16 protein-coding genes are annotated in these 15,755 nt (G+C 65.7%); 12 read left to right on the forward strand and 4 right to left on the reverse strand.

What is annotated here, in order from left to right; all coding sequences use genetic code 11:
- Window positions 1-4 precede the first annotated feature (4 nt).
- The 11 genes from ABC383_RS01660 (at window position 5) to ABC383_RS01710 (ending at window position 10,060) form a co-directional block, all read left to right on the forward strand.
- Window positions 5-937 (forward strand): DUF808 domain-containing protein, encoded by a 933-nt coding sequence (locus ABC383_RS01660; RefSeq protein ID WP_413011365.1) that lies wholly within the window; start codon window positions 5-7, stop codon window positions 935-937.
- 302 nt (window positions 938-1,239) lie between these two features.
- Window positions 1,240-2,550 (forward strand): sn-glycerol-3-phosphate ABC transporter substrate-binding protein UgpB, encoded by a 1,311-nt coding sequence (gene ugpB / locus ABC383_RS01665; RefSeq protein WP_413011367.1) that lies wholly within the window; start codon window positions 1,240-1,242, stop codon window positions 2,548-2,550.
- A gap of 22 nt (window positions 2,551-2,572) precedes the next feature.
- On the forward strand, window positions 2,573-3,457 hold the full coding sequence (ugpA, locus tag ABC383_RS01670) for a sn-glycerol-3-phosphate ABC transporter permease UgpA (protein WP_413011369.1): 885 nt from the start codon (window positions 2,573-2,575) through the stop codon (window positions 3,455-3,457).
- On the forward strand, window positions 3,454-4,302 hold the full coding sequence (ugpE, locus tag ABC383_RS01675; RefSeq protein WP_413011371.1) for a sn-glycerol-3-phosphate ABC transporter permease UgpE: 849 nt from the start codon (window positions 3,454-3,456) through the stop codon (window positions 4,300-4,302). Before ugpA ends, ugpE begins: the two co-directional genes overlap by 4 nt.
- A gap of 75 nt (window positions 4,303-4,377) precedes the next feature.
- A complete protein-coding gene (locus tag ABC383_RS01680) occupies window positions 4,378-5,445 on the forward strand; it encodes a sn-glycerol-3-phosphate import ATP-binding protein UgpC (protein ID WP_413011373.1) in 1,068 nt (355 codons plus the stop codon).
- A gap of 39 nt (window positions 5,446-5,484) precedes the next feature.
- Window positions 5,485-6,387: an NHL repeat-containing protein gene (locus tag ABC383_RS01685; RefSeq protein WP_413011375.1), complete on the forward strand. Its 903-nt coding sequence runs from the start codon at window positions 5,485-5,487 to the stop codon at window positions 6,385-6,387.
- A gap of 88 nt (window positions 6,388-6,475) precedes the next feature.
- Window positions 6,476-7,507, forward strand: coding sequence for a sugar-binding transcriptional regulator (locus tag ABC383_RS01690; RefSeq protein ID WP_413011377.1), 1,032 nt, complete (start codon window positions 6,476-6,478; stop codon window positions 7,505-7,507).
- Window positions 7,504-8,199 carry an MgtC/SapB family protein gene (locus ABC383_RS01695; RefSeq protein ID WP_413011379.1) on the forward strand — a complete coding sequence of 232 codons (696 nt, stop codon included), beginning with the start codon at window positions 7,504-7,506 and terminating at the stop codon, window positions 8,197-8,199. Before ABC383_RS01690 ends, ABC383_RS01695 begins: the two co-directional genes overlap by 4 nt.
- A gap of 27 nt (window positions 8,200-8,226) precedes the next feature.
- Window positions 8,227-8,994, forward strand: coding sequence for a glycerophosphodiester phosphodiesterase (gene ugpQ, locus ABC383_RS01700; RefSeq protein ID WP_413011381.1), 768 nt, complete (start codon window positions 8,227-8,229; stop codon window positions 8,992-8,994).
- 98 nt (window positions 8,995-9,092) lie between these two features.
- Complete coding sequence (gene parS, locus ABC383_RS01705; protein ID WP_413011383.1) at window positions 9,093-9,581, forward strand: type II RES/Xre toxin-antitoxin system antitoxin; 489 nt, start codon at window positions 9,093-9,095, stop codon at window positions 9,579-9,581.
- The gene (locus ABC383_RS01710; protein ID WP_413011385.1) at window positions 9,581-10,060 is read left to right on the forward strand and encodes an RES family NAD+ phosphorylase; all 480 of its coding nucleotides are present in this window, start codon (window positions 9,581-9,583) and stop codon (window positions 10,058-10,060) included. The genes parS and ABC383_RS01710 overlap by 1 nt, the downstream gene beginning before the upstream one ends.
- A gap of 15 nt (window positions 10,061-10,075) precedes the next feature.
- On the opposite strand, the gene ABC383_RS01715 is transcribed toward ABC383_RS01710, so the two are convergent.
- From ABC383_RS01715 to glpD, 4 genes are read right to left on the reverse strand one after another with little or no spacing between them, the layout of a single operon-like run.
- Window positions 10,076-10,873 (reverse strand): HAD-IIB family hydrolase, encoded by a 798-nt coding sequence (locus ABC383_RS01715; RefSeq protein ID WP_413011387.1) that lies wholly within the window; start codon window positions 10,871-10,873, stop codon window positions 10,076-10,078.
- 16 nt (window positions 10,874-10,889) lie between these two features.
- Complete coding sequence (locus ABC383_RS01720) at window positions 10,890-11,744, reverse strand: endonuclease/exonuclease/phosphatase family protein (RefSeq protein ID WP_413011389.1); 855 nt, start codon at window positions 11,742-11,744, stop codon at window positions 10,890-10,892.
- 38 nt (window positions 11,745-11,782) lie between these two features.
- Window positions 11,783-12,472 (reverse strand): MgtC/SapB family protein, encoded by a 690-nt coding sequence (locus ABC383_RS01725; RefSeq protein ID WP_413011391.1) that lies wholly within the window; start codon window positions 12,470-12,472, stop codon window positions 11,783-11,785.
- Window positions 12,469-13,986 (reverse strand): glycerol-3-phosphate dehydrogenase, encoded by a 1,518-nt coding sequence (glpD, locus tag ABC383_RS01730; RefSeq protein WP_413011393.1) that lies wholly within the window; start codon window positions 13,984-13,986, stop codon window positions 12,469-12,471. Before glpD ends, ABC383_RS01725 begins: the two co-directional genes overlap by 4 nt.
- A 243-nt stretch (window positions 13,987-14,229) precedes the next feature.
- Here glpD and ABC383_RS01735 point away from each other — a divergent pair, with 243 nt between their 5' ends.
- On the forward strand, window positions 14,230-15,708 hold the full coding sequence (locus ABC383_RS01735; protein ID WP_413011395.1) for an iron-containing redox enzyme family protein: 1,479 nt from the start codon (window positions 14,230-14,232) through the stop codon (window positions 15,706-15,708).
- Window positions 15,709-15,755: the final 47 nt, after the last annotated feature.

The following is a 15,755-nucleotide window of genomic DNA, read 5'->3' on the forward strand; positions in this document are numbered from 1 at the left end:
GTATATGGCAGCTAGCAACCTGTTGGCGCTGATCGACGATATTGCCAGCATCCTCGACGATGTCTCGGTGATGGCCAAGGTCGCCGCAAAGAAGACCACCGGTGTCCTGGGCGACGACCTGGCGCTGAATGCGCAGCAGGTCACCGGCGTCAATGCCGACCGCGAACTGCCGGTGGTATGGGCCGTGGCCAAGGGATCAATGATCAACAAGGCGATCCTGGTGCCGGCCGCGCTGGCCATCAGCGCCTTCGCGCCATGGCTGGTCACGCCGCTGCTGATGATAGGCGGCGCCTTCCTGTGCTACGAAGGCTTCGAGAAGCTGGCGCACCGGTTCTGGCCGCATGGCGGCGATGCCGGGCACGAAGCGCTGGCGCATGCGCTGGCCGATCCGAAGGTGGACATGGTTGCGATGGAAAAGGACAAGATCAAGGGCGCCGTGCGCACCGACTTCATCCTCTCGGCCGAGATCATTGCGATCACGCTGGGCGTGGTGGCCAACGCGCCGCTTGCCACCCAGGTGCTGGTGCTGTCGGGCATCGCGGTGGTCATGACCATTGGCGTGTACGGCCTGGTCGCCGGCATCGTCAAGCTCGATGACGGCGGCCTTTACCTGAGCCAGCGCCCGGGGCCGGGAGCGGGTTTTCAGCGGGCGCTGGGACGGGTGATCCTGGCTGGCGCGCCCAAGCTGATGAAGCTGCTGTCCATCGTCGGCACCGCCGCGATGTTCATGGTCGGCGGCGGCATCCTGGTGCATGGCATACCGGCGCTGGGAGAGTGGCTGCATCATCTGGAAGAGGCCGCGCATGCCGTGCCTGGCGTGGGTGGCGTGCTGGGCTGGCTGGCCAGCGCTGCCGGCGGCGCGGTGGCGGGCGTGGTGGCGGGCGCCATCGTGTTCATGGTCGTTGGCCTGGGCAAGAAGCTGGTCAAGCGCAAGTAAAAGCGACTGCAGGTTTTCGCCGGGGCCGGCAGGGCGCCAGCGCGCTGTTGGCGCGGCGGCCAGCCTGCCGGGCATCTCCTCCGAGCCTGGTGCAGGACGACCGTTTTGGCGCCTGGTGACCCGGCAGACGCACATGGCCATCTACTGTTGGTGACGGCGTCTGCACATAATTTCAAATTAATTGCACATACGTTCAACATCAGTTATATTCTCGCCAGCTTTCAGGCTGGCAAGGCTGCCTCGCCAGCCTTTTCCGCACGCCAGACTACTTCAGCGGAACAGAATACTGACAGGAGACCCGTATGTTTCACGCCAAAAAGGCCTTGTGCGCCACCGGCCTTTGCGCCGCATTCCTGAGCCCGGCGCATGCCGCTACCGATATCCAATGGTGGTATTCGATGACCGGCGCGCTGAGCGACCGTGTGCTCGAACTGGCTGACCAGTTCAACAAGAGCCAGTCCGATTACAGAATCGTCGCCACCTACAAGGGCGGTTACGACGAGGCGATGGCAGCCGCGATCGCCGCCTATCGCGCCGGCAATGCACCCAACATCCTGCAGGTATTCGAAGTCGGCACCGCCACCATGATGCATGCCAAGGGCGCGGTGGTGCCGGTGGCAGATCTGATGAAGAAGGCGGGCGAGAGCTTCGATCCGTCCGCTTATGTGCCTGCAGTAGCCGGCTATTACACGTCGGCCCGCGGCGAGATGCAATCGCTGCCGTTCAATGCCTCGACCACGGTCTTCTACTACAACAAGGACAAGTTCGCCAAGGCCGGGCTGGACCCGGAAAAGCCGCCGGTGACATGGCAGGACGTGGTGTCCGCCGCCGCCAAGCTGAAGGCCAGCGGCGAGCGCTGCGCCTATACCACGGGCTGGCAGTCGTGGGTGCACCTGGAAAGCTTCTCGGCCTGGCATAACGTGGAATTCGCCAGCAAGGGCAATGGCCTGGGCGGCCTCGACACCCGCCTGAAGTTCAACAGTCCGCTGCATGTGCGCCATGTCGAGAACCTGGCGAACTGGATCAAGCAGGGCTACTTCAATTACGGCGGCCGCAAGAGCGAGCCGGACGCCAAGTTCTTCTCAGGCGAATGCGCAATGCTCACGTCGTCCAGCGCCACCTACGCCAACATCGCCAAGAACGCCAAGTTCAAGTTCGCGGTGGCGGCGTTGCCGTATTACAGCGACGTGCCGGGCGCGCCGCAGAACACCGTGCTGGGCGGCGCCTCGCTGTGGGCCATGAGCGGCAAGAGCGCCGACGAGAACAAGGGTGTGGCGCGCTTCTTCAAGTTCCTGTCGCAGCCCGAGGTGCAGGCCAAGTGGCACCAGGACACCAACTATCTGCCCACCACCAAGGTGGCTTACGATCTGACCCGCAAGTCGGATTTCTACCAGAAGAACCCCGGCACCGACATCGCCGTGCAGCAGATGATCGTCAAGACCACCGACAAGTCGCGCGGCATCCGCCTCGGCAATTTCGTCCAGATCCGCAACATCATCGACGAGGAACTGGAAAACGTCTGGTCGGGCAAGAAGACGGCGAAGGAAGCGCTGGACGCGGCGGTCAAGCGCGGCGACGAGCAGCTGGTCCGGTTCGAGAAGGCCAACCGCTAGTCGCGGCAATACAAGGGAAATCATGGAAAAACGCGCCCGCTATAAATCCGCCTGGCTACCTTTCGTGCTGGTTGCGCCGCAGCTGATCGTCTCCGTGCTGTTCTTCTTCTGGCCCGCGGTGCAGGCGCTGTACCAGTCGGTGCTGCTGCAGGACGCCTTCGGCAGCAGCGTGCAGTTCGTCTGGTTCGAGAACTTCGAGGCGCTGTGGAACGACCCGAGCTACCTGGAGTCGTTCAAGACCACCGCGATCTTCTCGGTATCGGTTGCGGTGCTGGGCCTGACGATATCGCTGATCCTGGCGGTCTTCGCCGACCGCGTGGTGCGCGGCACCGCGATCTACCGCACCTTCCTGATCTGGCCCTATGCGGTGGCGCCGGTGGTGGTGGGCGTGCTGTGGATGTTCCTGCTCAGCCCGACCCTGGGCATCATCGCGCATGCGCTGCGGCCGCTGGGCATCGACTGGAACCATACCTTGAACGGCACCCACGCGATGATCCTGATCGTCATTGCCGCGGTCTGGAAGCAGATCAGCTACAACTTCCTGTTCTTCCTTGCCGGCCTGCAGTCGATACCGAAGTCGCTGATCGAGGCGGCCGCGATCGACGGCGCCGGCCCGGTGCGGCGCTTCTTCTCCATCGTCTTTCCGCTGCTCTCGCCGACCACCTTCTTCCTCTTGGTGATCAACATCGTCTATGCCTTCTTCGACACCTTCGGCATCATCGAGGCGACCACGTCGGGCGGGCCGGGCAAGGATACCGAGATCCTGGTGTTCAAGGTCTTCACCGACGGCTTCAAGGGCGGCGACCTCGGCAGCTCGGCGGCGCAGTCGGTGGTGCTGATGTTCATCGTCATCACGCTGACCGTGGTGCAGTTCCGTTACGTTGAAAAGAAAGTGAATTACTCATGATCGAGCGCAGACCAATACTCGACATGATCAGCCACCTGGTGCTGATCCTGGGCGTGCTGATCGTTGCCTTCCCGGTCTACGTGGCCTTCGTCGCCAGTACCCAGACCGTGGAGCAGTCGGCGATGTCGCCGATCTCGCTGGTGCCGGGCAGCCACATGATCGAGAACTACAGCCAGGTGCTGGGCGCCGGCACCACCCGCACCGCGGTGGCGCCGGTGGGCCGCATGATGTGGGTCAGCCTGGTGTCGGCGCTGGCGATTGCGATTGGCAAGATCGCGATCTCGATGCTGTCGGCCTTCGCGCTGGTGTACTTCCGCTTCCCAGGCCGTGGCCTGTTCTTCTGGATGATCTTCCTGACGCTGATGCTGCCGGTGGAGGTGCGCATCACGCCGACCTACAAGGTGGTGTCCGACCTCGGCATGCTCAACACCTATGCCGGCCTGACGATACCGCTGATGGCCTCGGCCACCGCGACCTTCCTGTTCCGGCAGTTCTTCCTGACCGTGCCGGACGAACTGGCGGAGGCGGCGCGCATCGACGGGGCAGGGCCGCTGCGCTTCTTCAAGGACGTGATCTGGCCGCTGTCGCGCACCAACGTGCTGGCGCTGTTCGTGATCATGTTCATCTATGGCTGGAACCAGTACCTGTGGCCGCTCCTGATCGCCACCGATCAGGACATGTACCCGATCGGCATCGGCATCAAGCGCCTGATCGCCGGCGGCGACGCGGCGGTGGAATGGAACATGGTGATGGCCACGCTGATCATGGCAATGCTGCCGCCCGGCCTGGTCGTGGTGATCATGCAGAAATGGTTCGTCAAGGGACTGGTCGATTCGGAGAAATAAGGCGCTGGCCTCGCGGCCGAAGGCGCTCCCAGAGGAAACCGCCGCGCCATTACGGTCGCGGCACAGGAAAGAGACATGGCACAAGTACATCTGAAAGACATCACCAAGACCTACGGCAGCGGCGCCAAGTCGGTTGCCGTCATCCACGGCATTTCGATCGATATCGAGGATGGCGAATTCATCGTGATGGTCGGCCCGTCCGGCTGCGGCAAGTCGACGCTGCTGCGCATGGTGGCCGGCCTGGAAGAGATCACCGGCGGCGACATCGTGATCGGCGACCGCGTGGTCAACAACCTGGAGCCCAAGGACCGCGACATCGCGATGGTGTTTCAGAACTACGCGCTGTATCCGCACATGAGCGTCTACGAGAACATGGCCTATGGCCTGAAGATCCGGCGCTTTTCCAAGGAAGACATCGACCAGCGGGTACAGAAGGCGGCCGGCATCCTGGAGCTGGGCGCGCTGCTGCAGCGCACGCCGCGCCAGCTCTCCGGCGGCCAGCGCCAGCGGGTGGCGATGGGCCGCGCCATCGTGCGCGAGCCGGCGGTGTTTCTGTTCGACGAGCCGCTGTCCAATCTCGACGCCAAGCTGCGGGTGCAGATGCGCCTGGAAATCCAGAAGATGCATCGCGCCCTCGGCACCACCAGCCTGTACGTGACCCATGACCAGGTCGAGGCGATGACCCTGGGCCAGCGCATGATCGTGATGAACGGCGGCCGCGCGGAGCAGATCGGCACGCCGGCCGAAGTCTATGGCCGGCCAGCCACCACCTTCGTGGCCAGCTTCATCGGTTCGCCGCCGATGAACCTGCTGCATGGCAAGGCGGCCGCGGGCGGCTTCCAGCTCGAAGGCAATGGCGCGGTGTCGCTGCCGGCCGGCGTTGTCCTGCCGACGCAGGCCGACTGCATCCTGGGCATACGGCCCGAGCACCTGCAACTGGGCCGGCCCGGCCTGGACATGGAAGTCGAGATGGTGGAGTCGCTCGGCGCCGACCTGCTGGTGCATACCCGCGCCGGCAGCCAGTCGCTGGTGATCCGCGCCCCGGCCGGCACGCCGGTCGAAGCCGGGCAGCGGGTCAGCGCCGGCTTCGATGCCAGCTCTGTCCACTGGTTCGACGCTGCCACGACCCAGCGCCTCAACTGACGCCATTGCGCGGCGTGGCTGCGCGAAAGAGGAAGCCTCATGATCCGATTTGCAAATGCGCTCGCGGCGTCTGCCATGCTGCTGATGGCGCTCGGCCATGCCGGCGCTGCAGACGTGCTGGGCACGCGGCCGGCGCATCTTTCCGGCGAATTGCCGGCGGTGCCGAACGACGCGGCGATCCTGACCCGCATCTGGGCGCCCGACATCGATGAAGGCTATGTGCCGCAGGGCGTGACCATCGCCGACGGCGCGCTGCTGGTGTCGAGCTACCGCAGCGCCGATCCCAAGGTGGGCAGCGGGCCGTGCCGGGTGGCGCGGATCGATCCGGCCAGCGGCCGCACCACCGGCCAGTTCGACATGCCGGGCACCTGCGGCCATGCCGGCGGCCTGGCCTACCTGGGCCAGGGCATGCTGCTGGTGGCCGATACCCGCAAGCTCTACAAGATCGACCTCGCGCGCGCCCTTGCCGGGCAGGGCGATTTCGTGGTCGCCACGCTGGCGCTGGGCGGCGACATGAAAGGCTCGCTGGCTAGCTTCGACGGCACATCCATCTTCATCGCCTCATCGGAAAAGGATGCGGAGAAGGCGCGCGGCTTCTTCCTGCCGCTGTCGCTGTTCGACACCCACAACGGCGCGGTGCTGACGCCGGCCGATGCCAGCCGCATCTTCGCGGTGCCGGCGCTGGCGCAGGGCGCCGCCTTCGACCGCGACGGCGCGCTGTGGATGACCTTTTCCAACAGCAAGGCTGGCGCGCTGAAGAAGCTCGATGCCGCCAGCGGCGCGGTGCTGGCTTCCCACGACATGGTGATCGGCATCGAAGACATTTCCTTCGATGCGCAGGGCCGCCTGTGGACGGTGTCGGAAGCGGGCACGCTGCGCTGGTCGCGCTGGTCGCATTCCTATCCGGTGCTGTTCTCCGTCGATCCGGCGCGGCTGCGCTGAGCCGCGCGAGGGGATGCCTGCAGTATCATGCTTGTCAATTGACTATCAACGAGGCCGGCCACAGGGCCGCCCCTATGGAAACGCCGCCATGCATCAGGATAAGCAGATCGTCCCTTCCACCGAGGATTCGGCCCAGTACATCAATGCCATCACGGTGGCGCGCCTGTACTACTACCAGGATATGACCACCACCGACATCGCGCGCGAACTGAATCTGTCGCGCTCCAAGGTGTCGCGCCTGCTGAGCTTTGCGCGCGACAACGGCCTGGTGGAAATCCATATCAACGATCCGCGCGACCATCCGCAGCAGATCGAGGCGGAGCTGAAGCAGCGCTTCGGCCTGCCGCAGGCGCATGTGGTGTCGGTGCGCGAGTCCGGCGGCGAGCGGGAATGGCTGGAGCGGGTGGCCAGCCATGCCGCCAGCTACCTGAACCGGCTGGTGCAGTCCAACATGGTGATCGGCCTGGCCTGGGGCAACACGGTCAATGAAATCGTCTCGCGCCTCACGCCCAAGTCCACCGTCAACGTGGAAGTGGTGCAGTTGAACGGCTCGGGCACCACGCACAGCATGTCGAACGCGTTTTCCAGCGAGATCATCATGCGCTTCGCCACCAACTACGGCGCGCGGCCGCAGCCGTTCCCGGTGCCGGCCTTCTTCGACTATGCCGAGACCAAGACCGCGTTGTGGCGCGAGCGCAGCGTGCGGCGGCAAGTCGAGCTGCAACAGCGCTGCGACATCCTGGTCTACAGCGTGGGTGCGCTGGCGGCCGAAGTGCCGAGCCAGATCCACAGCGGCGGCTACCTCGATCCGCAGGACCTGCAGGCCGTGACCGAAGCCGGGGCGGTGGGCGACATCGCCACCGTGTTCTTCCGCGCCGACGGCAGCTATCGCGACATTGCGCTCAACAGCCGCACCAGCGGCCCCGACCTCGACCTGTTCAAGCGCGTCAGGCATTCGATCTGCGTGGCGTCCGGCCGCGGCAAGGTGGAAGGCCTGCGCGCCGCGCTGCGCGGCGGCTTCGTCAATGAACTGATCATCGATGAGCCCACCGCCAGGCTGCTGCTGGAGAGCAGTCCGCCGGACGCGCCGCAGGCCGGCGCGGCGGGAGCGCAGCGATGACGGAGTCGATTCAATACAAGATCATCCAGCATCTGGTGGTGGCCCTGATTGCCGGCGGCATGATCGGCCTGGAGCGCAGTTACCAGGGGCGACCGGCGGGCTTTCGCACCCATGTGCTGGTGTGCGTGTCGGCCAGCATGCTGATGCTGGTCACGCTGTACCAGTCGGTCTGGTACGGCATGGAAGCAGGGCATGCGCCCACCAGCACCGACCCGACGCGCATGGCGCAGGGCATCATGACCGGCATCGGCTTTCTGGGCGCTGGCGTGATCATGAAGGATGGCTTTTCGGTGCGCGGCCTGACCACCGCGGCCTCGATCTGGATGACCGCTGCGATCGGCATCCTGGCCGGCATCGGCTTCTATTTCCCAGTGGTGGTGGTGACGGTGCTGACGGTATCGGCGCTGTCCTTCTTCCGCTGGCTCGAAGGCGTGCTGCCGTCCTATTACTACGCGCAGCACGTGGTGCGCTTCCAGTCCGGCAGCGTGATGGAGGAACAGGCGCTGCGCGAACTGATCGCCGAGCATGGCTTTTCCATCGCCAACCTGAGTTACGGCATGCATGACGCCGGCCGCACCTTCGAATACCGCATGGTGATCCGCTCGCGCGACCGCGCCAATGCCAGCCGTCTTGTCGATTCCTGGCGCAGCATGCGCCACGGCGTGATCGAGTTTCGCATCGATCCCGCCTGATCCCCCAGCCTGAAGGAGTAATACACGATGTGGCCTTTTCCCCGTGTCATCGCGCATCGCGGTGGCGGCACGCTTGCGCCGGAAAACACCCTTGCCGGCCTGCGCTGCGGTCTGGCGCACGGCTATCGCGCCGTGGAGTTCGATGTGATGCTGGCCGCCGACGGCGTGCCGGTGCTGATGCATGATCCCGCCTTCGGTCGCACCGTGCCCGGCATCGGCAACGTCGCCGAAACCAGCGCCGCGCTGCTGGCGGGCATGGATGCCGGCAGCTGGTTCGGCCCGCAGTTCGCGGGCGAGCCGGTGCCCGACTTTGCGCAGGTAGTCGGTTTCTGCCACCGCGAGGGCATCTGGATGAACGTCGAGATCAAGCCTTCGCCCGGCTTCGCTGCCGAGACCGGGCGCGCCGCCGCCGCGCTGCTGAAGCAGATGCTGGCGCAGCAGGCCGACGCCAGGCTGGCCGATGATGCATCGATGCCGCTGCCGCTGTTTTCCTCGTTTTCGCCGGAAGCGCTGATGGCGGCCCGCGACATCGCGCCGGACATCCCACGCGGCCTGCTGATCGGCCATGTGCCGGACGACTGGCAGGCCAGGCTGGAGCAGGTCGGCGCGATGGCGCTGCATACCAACCACAAGAACCTGAAGCAGGAACAGGCGCAGGCGATCAAGGCCGCCGGTTATGGCCTCTTCTGCTATACCGTCGACGACCCGGAAGCGGCCAGGCGGCTGCTGGACTGGGGCGTGGATGCGTTCTGCACCGACCGGATCGACCTGATCGGACCGGACTTCGCCGGTTAAGGCTGCATACGCCGGACGGGGATGGTCTAAGGCAGCGTGCTGGAAAAAGCACGGTTTGGTATAGAATTGGATGAAATTCCATCCATTCCTGGATCGTCATGACGCCCAGCAAACCTCCTGCACCCAAGAAGCCTGTCAAATACCCTCCGCATGAAGCCGGGCGGCAGTTGACGGTCGCGCAGAACGTCGCACCCTACGGCGCCGGATTCACCGCCAGCGCCATCGACATGGTCGGCGCGATGCGGGCCGGCATGCCGGCCCAGATCGTTGCCGACACCGCCAGCCGGCTGGGCATCAGCCAGGACAGGTTGTACGAAAGCCTGCGCCTTCCCCGCAGCACGCTCAAGAGCCGCGTCAGCAAGGGCCAGCCGCTGGCAGCGGTGGAGCAGGACCGGATGTACCGGGTTCACCGGGTGCTGGAGCGCGCCCAGGCGGTGCTGGAAGACGAGGCGGCCGCCATCGCCTGGATCAACCGGGAGAACCGCGCGCTGGGCGGCGAGGCGCCGCTGGCGCTGCTCGACACCGAGGCCGGCTATGAGCTGGTGCAGGACACCCTCTGCCGGATCGAATACGGCGTGCTGTCCTGATGGCGGCCGGCGTCACGGTCTGGCGCATCGCCAAGCACACGCTTGAATTTTCCGCGGCGGACCTGAGCGGCGGCGGCGCAAGGAAGACGGGCGGGCGCTGGAACAGCAAGGGGCGGGCGGCCGCCTATGCCTCGGCCAGCATTGCGCTGGCCACGCTGGAAACCCTGGCGCACCTTGGCGACAGCATCGCGGTGCGCAATGCTTTTCTGGTGCGCATCGATATTCCGCTGCCGGTCTGGGAACGGCGCAACCGCATCGAACCGGCCAGCCTCGATCCGGCCTGGCTGGCCGAGCCGGCAGGCTCGGTTACGGTCTTCCTCGGCGACCAGTGGCTAGACAGCGCCGCGGCGGCGGTGCTGGAAGTGCCGTCGGTGATCGTGCCGGAAGAAAGCAATTTGCTGATCAATCCGGCCCATGCGGATGCCGGCCTGATCCGGGCCGCGGTAGCGCGCCAGTTCATCTACGATCCGCGGCTCTGAGGCCGCTTTGCGGCGTCAGGCGTGCGCCGCCAGCAGGCGCCTGGCCAGCTCCACGAAGCCCGCGCCGCAGCGCGCCCCGGTTACATAGGCCGGCGCATGGCGCATGCGGTCGGTGAAGTCGGCCACGTTGGCCACCCCCACCGCATGGGGAAAGTAGGCAAACATCGGCTCGTCGTTCGGCGAGTCGCCGATGAACAGGTAACGTTCCCGCTCTGCGTCCAGGTCCACGCCGTAGCGTTCCCGCATCAGCGTGCGCGCCATGCCCAGCTTGTCGTAGTCGCCGAACCAGCCGTTGACATGGATGGAGCTGATCTTGGCCGTCATGCCGGCGTCGCGCATCAGCGCGGCGATGCGGTCGACCTCGCCGCTGGGCAGCGCCGGCACGTCCTCGCAGAAGTCGATTGCGATGTCGGCGATGCGGCAGAACTGGTCCGACGCCAGCGCGCAGCCCGGCACCGCTTCCAGTATCGCGGCGGCAATGTCCTTCAGGCGCGCCGCATTGGCGGCGCGGGTCGCTTCGTCGGCCAGGAAGCGCTGGCGCAGCTTGCGGCTCTGGGCATCGTGCCAGAAGTAGAAGGCGCCGTTCTCGCCCACCACCGCATCCACCGGCCACATGCGGGCGATGTGGTCGCACCAGCCGGCCGGCCGGCCCGTGATCGGAATCACCCGCAGGCCGCTCTGCTGCAGCGCTTCCAGCGCGGCATAGGCGTCGGCCGGTAGCTTGCCTTCCGTGGTCAGGGTGTCGTCGATGTCCAGAAACAGGCCGGTGATGCGGGACAGGGTGGCGTCTGGCAGGTCTTGCAGGGGCAGCATGCGGTTTTTTTCTTTCCTAGTCTTGTTGCAGTGTGATCAGCACCGGCTGGTGGTCGGATGCCTGGGTGAGGCCGTCGACCCGGACATCCGCAATCCGCGGCGCCAGGTCGTCGGTCACGTAGATGAAATCGGTGGTCATGGCCGATGGCCATTGCTCCCTGTCGTACAGGCCCAGCGTCAGCGAATGCGGCACGCCCGGCCAGCGGGACGACCAGGCATCGTGCAGCGCGGGGCTGCCGTCGGCATGGGCCTGCTGCATGCGGGCATGCAAGGCATCGTCGGGCTGGTAGTTGAAGTCGGCGGTATAGATGGCCGACGCCGGACGCGGCAGGCTGCGGAAGGTGCCCTCGCTGCTGTCGGTCTCGACGAAGGCGCGCGCTTCGGCGCAGGCCTCGGCATGCAGGCCGCGCAAGGCTTCTACTTGTGCTGCGCGCTGCGGCGCCGAATAGTATTCGAGGTGGGTGGTGACTACCCGAGTCAGGCCGAACGGCGTTTCCAGCACCGCCTCCAGGGCCATGCGGCGCATGCTCTTCACGCTCGGGTCAGGCGGCGCGGGCAGCAGGTGGCGCAATACCTGGCGCACCGGCAGCCGCGACAGGATCATGTTGCCGAAGCGGCGCCGGCGGCCCTGCTGGCCCGGCAGGTCGACCGCCACGCCCTCGATCGCCGTATAGCCCGGCAGCAGCGCGGCCAGCGCGGCGAACTGATTGGCGTCGTTGTTGCCCTTCAGGGCCGGGAAGTTGTCCGCCACTTCCTGCAGGCATAGCACGTCGAAGTCGGCCAGCGCGCGCGCATGGTTGACGATGCGGCGCAGATCCACCACGCCGTCGCTGCCGCGGCCCCACTGGATGTTCCAGGTAATCAGATTCATCAGGCGCTCTCCTGTTCCAGGCCGGTTGCCAGCCGGCGTCAGGCTGGCTCGATGCGAAACCCCAGCACGCTGCCATTGGCGCGGTGCCAGGTTTCGGCCAGCCGGGTGGCATTATCGCGGTCGCGCGAGCGGATCACCATGCGGTATTCGAAGATGCGGCCCGAGTCTTCCATGCTGTAGCTCATGTTGGCGATGGAAAAGCCGTGCGCGGCGATCAGTTCGCGCAGCGCCTCTTCCCCCATCACGCTTTCCGACTGGAAGCGCACCACGTGCTGCGCATAGTAATAGGCCGGCAGGATGCGCTCCACCCAGCGGAAGATGGACAGCGCCGCCACGGTCAGCGTCGTGACCATCAGCACCGGGAAATAGAAGCCGATGCCGGCCAGGATGCCGATGGCGGCCGTCATCCAGATCGAGGCCGCGGTGGTCAGGCCGCGCACCGACAGGCCGTCCTTCATGATCACGCCGGCGCCCAAAAAGCCGATGCCGGTCATGATGCCCTGCGCCATGCGGGTGGGGTCGGTACGCACGCTGTCGGCCAGCGGCGCGATATACCAGCTCGACTGGTACAGCGTGACCAGCATCAGCATGCTCGACGAGACGCACACCAGCACATGGGTGCGAAAGCCGGCGGGGCGGCCATGGTAGCTGCGCTCCAGGCCGATCAGGCCGCCCGCCACCAGCGCGGTGAGGAGGTGAAGCAGGATGTTTTCGTAAAGAAGATTCATGCCGGCAGCTGCGGGACCACGCCTTCCATGTAGAGAGCAAAGCGCGCCCGTTGTTCCGGGCTCATGTGCAGGCCGGCCTTGGTGCGGCGCCACAGGACGTCGTCGGCCTGCTGCGCCCATTCGTGCTCGATCAGGTAGCGCACTTCGCGTTCGTACAGGTTGCCGCCGAAATATTGGCCGAGGTCCGACGGCGTTGCGGCATCGCCCAGGATCGCTTCGGCCTTGCTGCCGTGGCGCTGCATCAGCGCGGCCAGCAGGGTCTCGGGCATGCCGGGATAGCGCGCGGCGAGCCGCGGCAGAAAGCCAGCCTGTCCGGCCGGCCCGAGGTCGCCGCCGGGCAGGGGTTCGGTGCCGGTCCACTTGCCGCCGGCCTTTTCCATCCAGGGCGCGAGCTTGTCCAGCGCGGCCTCGGCCAGCTTGCGATAGGTGGTGATCTTGCCGCCATACACCGACAGCTGCGGCACGTTGACATCGCCGTCTTCCAGCACCAGCGTGTAGTCGCGGGTGACCGCAGACGGGTCCTCGGTGCCATCGTCGTACAGCGGACGGATGCCGCTGTAGCTCCAGACCACCTGGTCGGGCGTGACCGGGCGGGCGGAATAGCGGCTGACCTGGTTGCACAGGTAATCCAGTTCCTGCTGGCTGATCTTCCCGCCTTCGCTGATGTCGTTGACCACCATGTCGGTGGTGCCGATCAGCGTGAAATCGCGCTCGTAGGGAATCATGAAGATGATGCGCTTGCCGCTGTCCTGCACGATGTACGCATGCTCGCCTTCATACAGCTTGGGCACCACGATATGGCTGCCCTTGACCAGCCGCACGCCGGCCTTGGTTTTGGCCGTGCCCATGCTGCCTGCCACCTTGCTGACCCACGGTCCGGCCGCGTTGACCAGCATGCGCGAACGCACCGTATGACGCTGGCCGGTGCGCAGGTCTTCCAGTTCGGCATGCCAGAGGCCGTTCTCGCGGCGGGCGGAAAGGAATCGGGTGCGGGGCAAAATCGCGGCCCCATGCTCGGCCGCCGAGCGTAGGTTCAGCAGCACCAGGCGGGCATCGTCGACCCAGGCGTCGGAATAGATATATCCCTTGTGGAATTCTGTCTTCAGGCCGGCGCCGTAGGGCGTGCGCAGCAGGCTGATGCCGGAGGAGCGCGGCAGGGTGGTCTTGCCGCCGAGGCGGTCATACATCAAGAGGCCCAGCCGTATCATCCAGCCCGGCCGCAGACCCTTGGCATGCGGCATCACGAAACGCAGCGGCCAGGCGATGTGCGGCGCAATGCGCAGCAGCACTTCGCGCTCGGCGAGCGCTTCGCCCACCAGACGGAATTCATAATGTTCCAGATAGCGCAGGCCGCCATGGATCAGCTTCGTGCTGGCCGACGACGTTGCGCTGGCGAAGTCATTCTGCTCGCATAGCGCAACCGACAGACCGCGGCCCGCGGCGTCGCGGGCGATGCCGGCGCCGTTGATGCCGCCGCCGATGATCAACAAGTCAACTTGGGAAGGAAATGTCATGAACGTTTGTGCCGAGCGTGTGAACAACTGTCAATATACGCCGCTTTGAACGTATGTGCAAGTTGTTTGAAATAATGTGCAGTGCAGATTGCCTACGCGGCTTGTAGGCATCGTCCGACCCGCTTTTCTCCTGTTCGCTGATTGTTGGTCCGCCATGCGCTTCCGATAATCGAACCACTTTTTGGCCAAGGCCACCATGCACGCCGGCAGCTTTCCAGCAGCGGGCAGCCAACAGAAGACATCATGCAAAACCTGACGGACGACATTCACTACATCCAGCCGGCACGCCCGGCTAGTGCCCCCGCGGCGTCGGCGCGGGCGGCGACGCCCCTGCGCCGGCTGTACCGCGAACTGATGCGCGACCAGCCCGAGCCATCGGCGCTGCAGCGTGGCGAGGAATGGCTGCGGCAGCAACTGACGGCGACCGACCGGCTGGAGTCGGACCTGCCCGAGGACATCGACGACATCGGCGACTGGATCGCCGCCAGCACCGCCCTGGTCGGCCAGCGCTACCGCCATTACCTGGAAGCGCGCAAGGCCGGCGGCCCGCGCCAGTACTTCACCAGCAAGTCGCATGCGCTGTATTTCCTGAAATCGGTTGCGCCGACCAAGCTGGTCGACGGCGCCTGGCTGTATGGCCTGACGCCTTACTGGAACGATGCCCGCTTCACCGCGCTGATCCGCATCTACCTCGAGGAGCTGGGCGACGGCGTGCCCGAGCGCAACCACGTCCTGCTGTTCAAGCGGCTGCTGGCCGCCCATGGCTGCGAGCACTGGGAAAACCTGAGCGAAGACCATTACGTGCAGGGCGTGATCCAGCTGGCGCTGGCGCGCCATGCCGGCGACTTTTTGCCGGAAGTCATCGGCTTCAACCTCGGCTATGAGCAGCTGCCGCTGCACCTGCTGATCTGCGCCTATGAACTCAACGAACTCGGCATCGACCCGACCTACTTCACGCTGCATGTCACGGTCGACAATGCCGACACCGGCCACGCCCGCAAGGCGCTCGAAGGCCTGGTGGAAACCATGCCGCGGGTAGGCGACCGGCGGGCGTTCATGCAGCGCGTGGCGCGCGGCTACAAGCTCAACATGCTGGGCGCCGGCACCAATTCCGTGATCGCCGAGTTCGACATCGACCGGGAAATCGTCGCTGTCTTTACCGCCAAGAGCGCAACCGGCAAGGAGGCCCACTCCGACTATTGCCGCATCGGCGGCCGCGCCGTCAATGACTGGCTGTCGGACCCGGCGCAGATTCCCGCCTTCCTTGATGCGCTGGTCGAGCGCGACTGGATCCGGCGCGGCGACGATCCGCAGAACAGCCGCTTCTGGCGCCTGCTGCAGGGCGAGCGGGCCGAGATGTTCGGCGTCTTTTCCGCTTATGAGCAGCAGGTGATCCACGACTGGATCGCGGCCGGCTGGGAAGGCGCGCAGCGCCGCCAGATCAGCTTCCGGGCGCGGCAGCGGCTGATGGATACGCTGGGACAGCCGGCGCCGAGCGACTGGCATGGCGTGCGCGGCGTGCTGCGCAACCCGGCGCAGCGCAGCGCGGCGGACGGGCAGAACGACTTCAACCTCGAACTGCGTACCCTGGAAGAAACCCTGGCGGCGCAGGAAAGCCGCGAGCAGGCGATGGAACTGCTGGTGCAGCTGATGGCGCCGGCCAGCCACCATACGCCCGCTGGGCTGATGGCCACCCGCATCTACAGCCGCATGCTGGCCTGACGCTGCAGGCTGGCGGCAGGGCAGCGGCGGATGCGTGGGCGATCCAG

Origin of the sequence: Noviherbaspirillum phoenicis, assembly GCF_047237965.1 — a bacterium.
Lineage (GTDB): Bacteria > Pseudomonadota > Gammaproteobacteria > Burkholderiales > Burkholderiaceae_D > Noviherbaspirillum_A.